The 6,742-nt window shown below is 73.4% G+C and carries 5 protein-coding genes; 1 reads left to right on the top strand and 4 read right to left on the bottom strand.

Annotated features, from left to right (window positions below; genetic code table 11):
- Positions 1 to 26: 26 nt before the first annotated feature.
- Genes ABEA30_RS06125 through ABEA30_RS06140 form a run of 4 tightly spaced genes read right to left on the bottom strand, consistent with a single transcriptional unit; the run spans position 27 to position 6,259 of the window.
- Positions 27 to 1,097: an ABC transporter ATP-binding protein gene (locus ABEA30_RS06125; RefSeq protein ID WP_345580526.1), complete on the bottom strand. Its 1,071-nt coding sequence runs from the start codon at positions 1,095 to 1,097 to the stop codon at positions 27 to 29.
- On the bottom strand, positions 1,094 to 2,596 hold the full coding sequence (locus ABEA30_RS06130) for an ABC transporter permease (protein ID WP_345580529.1): 1,503 nt from the start codon (positions 2,594 to 2,596) through the stop codon (positions 1,094 to 1,096). Before ABEA30_RS06130 ends, ABEA30_RS06125 begins: the two co-directional genes overlap by 4 nt.
- 16 nt (positions 2,597 to 2,612) lie before the next feature.
- Positions 2,613 to 3,653 (bottom strand): iron ABC transporter substrate-binding protein, encoded by a 1,041-nt coding sequence (locus ABEA30_RS06135; RefSeq protein WP_345580532.1) that lies wholly within the window; start codon positions 3,651 to 3,653, stop codon positions 2,613 to 2,615.
- Positions 3,650 to 6,259 carry a non-ribosomal peptide synthetase gene (locus ABEA30_RS06140; RefSeq protein WP_345580535.1) on the bottom strand — a complete coding sequence of 870 codons (2,610 nt, stop codon included), beginning with the start codon at positions 6,257 to 6,259 and terminating at the stop codon, positions 3,650 to 3,652. The genes ABEA30_RS06135 and ABEA30_RS06140 overlap by 4 nt, the downstream gene beginning before the upstream one ends.
- 61 nt (positions 6,260 to 6,320) lie before the next feature.
- Here ABEA30_RS06140 and ABEA30_RS06145 point away from each other — a divergent pair, with 61 nt between their 5' ends.
- Entirely contained in the window at positions 6,321 to 6,698 is a 378-nt protein-coding gene (locus ABEA30_RS06145) for a 4'-phosphopantetheinyl transferase family protein (protein WP_345580538.1), read from the top strand.
- Positions 6,699 to 6,742: the final 44 nt, after the last annotated feature.

Below are 6,742 nucleotides of genomic sequence, written 5' to 3' on the forward strand. Positions count from 1 at the left end.
ACGTCGCCGCAGCCCTCCCCCGGCGACTAGTGCTTGAACACGCGCACCGGGCCGACCACGCGCAGGCCCACGCGTGCGCCCAGCACCGGGGTCTCGTTGCCGTGCACCCTGGCCCGCACCGACAGCGGCCCGCCGGCCCACCCCTGGGCGTCCCCGGCGACGTCGAGGCCGACCACCGCGTCGTGCCCGAAGAAGCGCACCGTCGTGACCACCCCGGTCACGGCACCCTGCTCGGGTGACGTCAGGCGGATCTGCTCGGGCCGCAGCAGCACGTCGACGGCACCGCGCGGCACGAAGCCCACCACCGTCAGGGTGCCCAGGCCGGAACGCACTTCCGGACCCACGCCCTCGCCCCGCACCATGACGGCATCGCCCATGAACGCAGCCACCTGCGGGTCGATCGGCTCGCCGTAGATGATGCGGGGCGCCGCCACCTGGAGCACGTGGCCCCCGCGCAGCACCGCCACCTCGTCGGCGAACGACAGCGCCTCGCCCTGGTCATGGGTGACGAGCACGACGGTGGCCCCGGCCGCCCGCAGCGCCCGCGCGGTCGCCTCCCGGGTGGCATGCCGCAGCGCGGTGTCGAGCGACGAGAACGGCTCGTCGAGCAACACCACGCTCGGCCGCGGGGCCAAGGCCCGCGCCAGCGCCACCCGCTGCTGCTGGCCGCCAGAGAGCTGCGCCGGGTAGCGGCCGGCCACCTCGGCCGGCAGCTCGACCAGTTCGAGGAGCTCGGCCACCCGGTCACGGTGCGTGTGCTCCCGACCCCGCAACCCGGACCGGGGCAGGCCGAAGCAGATGTTGCCCGCCACGCTCAGGTGGGGGAACAGTGCCCCCTCCTGCCGGACGTAGCCCACGCCCCGCCGCTCCGGCGGCACCCAGGTGCGCGGGCCGGCGACGGTGCGGCCGGCGACGCGGATCTCCCCCGCGGTGGGGCGCAGGAACCCGGCGATGGCGCGCAGCAGGGTCGTCTTGCCCGAGCCGGAGTCGCCGAGGATGGCGGTCGTCGCGCCTTCGGTGACGTTCAGGCTCACGCCGTGGAGGATCTCGTTGGTCCCGTATCCGGCGCGGAGGTCGCGCACCTCCACCTCGCTCATCTCGTCGCCCTCCTGTCGTGGGTGATCTGGCGCCGCAGCACCACCGTCAGCGGCACCGACAGCACGATCATCACCGCGGCGTACGGTGCAGCCGCCGCATAGTCGAGTTCGTCGCTGGCCGCCCAGAACGACAGCGCCAGCGTGTCGGTGCCGGTGGGGGCGAGGAGCAGGGTGGCGGTGAGCTCGGTGGAGATGGCCAGCGCCACCAGCACGAACCCGGCCAGCACCGACGGCGCGGCCAGCGGCAGCACCACGCGGCGCAGCACGCCTGCCCCGCCGTGCCCGAGGGACCGGGCGGCCTCGGACAGTTCGGGCGGCGCCGCGGCCAGCCCCGAACGCAGCGACACCATGGCCCGCGGCAGGAACAGCACCGCATACGCCAGCACCACCAGCGCCACCGTCTGGTAGAGCCCCGGGGCCCAGGTCACGGCCAGCCCGACCAGCGCCAGCGCCACCACCACGCCGGGCAGCGCACTGCCCACGAACGTGGCCCGCTCCAGCAGCGTCGCGACCCACCCACCGCCTCGGCTCAACAGCAGCGCTCCGGGCAGCGCCAGGACGACGGCGGTGAGGCCGCCGAGTAGGGCGAGGCCCAGCGTCGAGCCGGTGACCCGCAGTAGGTCGTCGGCCACGGCGCCCGACTGGCTGGTGCCGGTGATCAGCCACCGCACCACCAGCACGACCGGCACCGCCGTCGACAATGCCGTCAACAGCGTGAGGCCCACCACCGCGGGCCACGTCCACCGGCCGAGCGGCACCCTCGACGGCGGCCGCATGCTGCCCGAGCCGATCCGGGCGACCCGACGGCGGCCCCGCGCCACCACTTCGAGGGTGAGGAGGCCCAGGCACAGCAGGAGGAGCACGGAGGCGAGCAGGGAGCCCTGGGCGTCGCTGAACCCGACGGCGTACTGCTGCAGGATGGCGGTGGTGAACGTCTGGTAGCGCATCATCGCCAGCACCCCGTACTCCGCGAGGAGGTGGAGCGCGACCAGCAACGCACCCCCGCTCAGCGCCGGGCGCAGCCGCGGGAGGACCGCGCGGCGGAAGGCCGCGAACGGGCCCAGGCCCAACGACCGGGCCGCCTCCTCCTCGCCCTCGTCGAGCGCCCGCAGCAGTGCGGCGACCGGCAGGAACACGAACGGGAAGTAGGCCAGCGTCGTGACCAGCGCGGCGCCGCCCAGCCCGACGAGGGACGGCTGCCACGAGATCCAGGCGTAGCTGGCCACGAACGCGGGCACGGCCAGCGGCGCGAGCATCAGCGCGCGCCACACGCCTGCGCCGGGGAGGTCGGTGCGCTCCACGAGCCACGCCGCGGCAGTCCCGAGGACCAGCGACGCCGGCAGCGTGATGGCCATCAGCACCGCCGTGTTGGTCAGCAGCATCCCGATGCGCGGCCGGAACAGGTAGGCGACGGCCTCGGACCAGCCGGCGCCGAACCCGCTGGCGACCGTCACGACGATGGGGAGCAGGACGACCGCCGCGACGAGCGCGGCGGCCACCTGGAGCCAGGGTCGGTCAGAGGATGCCGGCATCGGTCATCAGCCGGGTGACCTCGTCGGAGTTGAGGGTGAACGGGTCCACCGGCGGGTTGTCCAGGGTGTCCAGCGGGGGAAGCGCGGGGTCCGACGGCACACCCACGCCGACGGCGTACTCCATCGACTTGGAGTCGACGAGGACCTTCTGCCCCTCGGGCGAGGTGACGAACGCCAGGAACTGCTGCGCCTGCTCGGCCTTGTCGCTGCTGGCCAGCACGCCGCCCGCCGAGAGCGAGACGAACGCACCGGGGTCCTCGTTGCCGAAGTAGTGCAGCTGCGTGTTGCCCGAACCCTCCTTGGTGCCGGCCTGGTCGCGGTACCAGTAGTAGTGGTACATGACGCCGACGGGGACCTCGCCCGCGTTGACCGCCTTCATGGTGGCGATGTTGTTCTGGTAGGCGTTGGCGCCGCGCTGCAGGCCCTCGAGCCACGCGGCGGTCTCCTCCTCGCCGCGGTCGGCCAGCATGCCGGCGACGATCGCCTGGAAGTCGGCGCCGCCGGGCGCGCAGCCCCAGCGGCCGTCCCACGACGGGTCCGCCAGGTCCATCATCGACGCGGGCAGTTCTGCCTCGCTGATCTTGGACGGGTTCCAGCACAGCACGGTGGAGCGGGCGGCGATGGCCAGCCAGTCCTTGCTCGACGGCGACATGTCGTCGGGGACCTGCGCCAGGGTGGCCGCGGCCACGGGCGCGAGGAGCCCGGCGCGCTGCACCACCGTCATCGCAGGGGAGTTCTCGGTGAGGAACACGTCGGCGGGGCTGCGGTCGCCCTCCTGCACGATCTGGTGGCCCATGGACGAGTCCGAGCCCTTGCGCACCTGCGTCTTCACGCCGGTGGCGGCGGTGAACGCCTCCGCCCAGGCCTTGGTCACGTTCTCGTGCTGCGAGGAGTAGATGAGCAGCGCCTCGGGGTCTGCGACGAACTCCTCGCCGCCGTCGTCACGTCCGCACGCGGCAACGGCGGCGAGCGGTGCGACGGCGAGCGCGGTGAGCAGCAGACGGCGGCTGAGATGCGGGGTCACGGGATGGTCCTCTCGGAGGTGGGGGATGTGCGGCGCAGCGGGACCAGGAGGTCCTGCAGGCGGGCGATGGGGGTGGCGGTGAGCCGCCAGACCACGATGCCGACCACGAGGCCGGCGACGGTGCGCACCAGCCCGTGGTCGGTGAGCGTCCGGGACACGAGCGTGAGCACGTGGAACTGGACGAGGTAGATGTGCAGGCTCGCGGCGGCGAGCACCGTGACGACGGGCACCAGCACTCTGGGCACGGGGACGCTGCGCAGCAGCGCCAGTGCGATGATGCCGCCGGCGATCACCAGGTTGCGGGCCGTGTTGTCGGGGAAGTAGCCCAGCGTGCCCAGCAGCGCCAGCGCCAGGGTCAGTTCAGTGCGACGGCGCGTGCGGGCCACCGCGAGCGCCATGCCTGCCGCGAACAGCCAGAACACCGTCGGGAGGACGCCGCGCATGGGCCCGTCGTGTTCGAAGCTGAGGATGATGAAGCGGGAGCCGAGCCCGACGACCAGCAGCGCGAACGCGACCCGCCAGGGGTCGTCGTTCCACCGGCGTGAGATCGCCGGCCACGACAGCAGGGCGGTGACCACCAGCACGGCCAACACCAGCACGTCGACGAACCACAGTTCGTTGCGGCCACGGGTGGAGATGTTGCCGGTGGCCCAGTTGACCATGAACACGTTGCCCCAGCCGTAGCGGCCGTACGCCATGCCGATGAGGGCGGTCACGACGGTGGGCACGGCCACGCCGACCAGCAGCCGGGCGCCGGCGCGCCAGCGGGCCACGACACCTACTGCGGAGAGGCCGAACATCGCCGTGCTGTAGCCCGCGACCGCCATGAGCGTGTGGGCGCCGCCCAGGACGCGGAAGAGTTCGGCGTGTGAGCCGCAGATGATGATCGCGGCGATGGCGCGCAGCACCACCGACACCTCGACCCGTTGCCAGCGACGGTTCCGCGCCGGCCGGGCGTCGTCGTCGGCGACCTCGACGAGGCTGCGGACGGGCCGATGGTGCCAGTCGGTGGGCAGGTCGCCGAGCAGCGCGGTGAGGCGCGAGGAGGCCTGGACGTGGGTGAGGGAGTCGCCGCCGAGCGCGACGAAGGACCGGTCGAGGTCGACGTCCGGCACGCCGAGCACCTCGCAGAGCACCGCGGCAACCCGGACGGCGATGCCCGGGGCGTCGATCCGCTGGCGTGAGTCGGCGCACTCCTCCGGGTCGGTGGCGCGCACGAGGGCGTCGCACCCCGCTCGGTCCACCTTGCCGTTGCCCAGCCGGGCCAGCGGCTGGACGGCGACCCTGATGTGGCCGACCCCGACGCCTGCCGCGTGGCCGGCCAAGCGGCGGACGCGGCTGGCGGTGTCGTCGACACGCTCGCCGGGGACCGGTTCGACGGCGACGCGCAGGCCCGTGTCGTCGCCGGTCACGCACACCACCAGGCCCTCGCCCTCGAGGGCCGACTCGACGCGCGCGAGGTCGATGCGCAACCCCAGCACCTTGACGAAGCCGGAGCGTCGGCCGACGATGCGCAACAGGCCGCCGTCGAAGACCCCGAGGTCGCCGGTGCGCAGCCCCGTGACCATGCGGCCGAGGGCGAGGTCGTCGGCGTGCTGCGCGTAACCGAGCATGACGCCGGGGCCGCTGACGACGATCTCGCCGCTGACACCGTCGGATTCCGGCACGTCCCGGTCGATGCGGACCTCGGCGCCCGGGATGGGGCGCCCCACCGTCGCAGGCGAGGCCGCAGTCGACGTGGGGTCCTGGATGGCGATGCGGGCGGTGGCCTCGCTCTGCCCGTACATGACGGACAAGCCCCAGCCGTGGCGCTCGCCGAGCTGGGCGGTGCGGCGCACGCGGTCCTCCGCCATGCGGCCGCCGGCCTGCGTGATGAGCCGCAGCTGCGGGTGGGGGCGCTCGAGGACGCCGGTGGTCTCCATGAGTTCCACCATGTGGGGCACGACGGCGAGCGTCGAGACGCCGGAGTCGACTACCCGCCAGAAGTCGTCGTCGAGGACGGAGCCGCTGGTCAGCGCCACCGATGCCCCGACGGCGAGGTGGCTGTGCAACACGGACAGGCCGTAGCAGTAGTACAGCGGCAGGCTGGTGACGCCGCGATCACGCGGGGTGAGGCCGAGCGCGGCGGCGATGCCGTGGGCGTTGGACGTGAGGTTGGCGTGCGAGAGCCGCACCAGCTTGGGGGATCCGGTGCTGCCGGAGGTGCTGAGCAGCAACGCGAGGTCCGGATGGAGGACGTGTCGGGGCTCGGGCTCGTCATGGAGGAACGCCACCGCACCGTCGGCCAGGGACAGGTCTGCGGGCCAGGCGCGGCGCACGGCCTCCGCGGCACGGCCCTCTGGGAGGAGCAGCGCGACGTGTCCGGCTTCGAGGATCGCCAGGTAGCCCACGATGTCGTCGACGGTGGGGCGCAGCTGCACGTGCACCAACCGGCGGTCCCCGGTCCGCAGCTCGGCCGCCAGCTCGTCCACCCTGCGGCGGAGCGTGGCGTGGTCGAGGACCTCACCGTGGCCGTCCAGGAGCGCTGGGGCGCTGCCGTCGACGCGGTCGAGCGACGGCAGCGGGCTGAGTCCCGCCGTGCGGGTCAGCGTCGTGGATGCGTGCACCGGGTTAGGGTAGCCTCACCGGGAACATATTGACAAGGCAAGGCTATCCAAATTGGTTGCGGTGGACATCTGGTGGGCGGACCTGCGTTCTGCGGACATCCGGCGCGCCGGTGAGCTGCCGGCGGCGGAGGCTGCTCGGCTCGACGAGTTGGACGCCCCCGCCGACCGCGGCCGTCGCCTGCTGGGCGCGCTGCTGCTCCAGGATGCGGTGCGGGTCGCGCGGGATTCGGCGCCGGGGGCCACCGTCGAGATCGACCGCACCTGCGACGCCTGCGGAGCCCCGCACGGCCGGCCGCGGCCCGCGGACGGCTTGGGCCCGCACCTGTCGGTGAGCCACTCGGGGCTCCTGGTCGTCGTCGCCGCGTGCGCGGATGCTGCGGTGGGAGTCGACGTCCAGCGGGTGGCCGATGGCGGCTCTTCGTACCTGAGCGTGGGGTGAGCGGGGATCCGATGGCGGGCGTGTCGGCGGGGTGAAGGGGGTCG

Source organism: Tessaracoccus lubricantis (assembly GCF_039544535.1).
Classification (GTDB): Bacteria; Actinomycetota; Actinomycetes; order Propionibacteriales; family Propionibacteriaceae; genus Arachnia; species Arachnia lubricantis.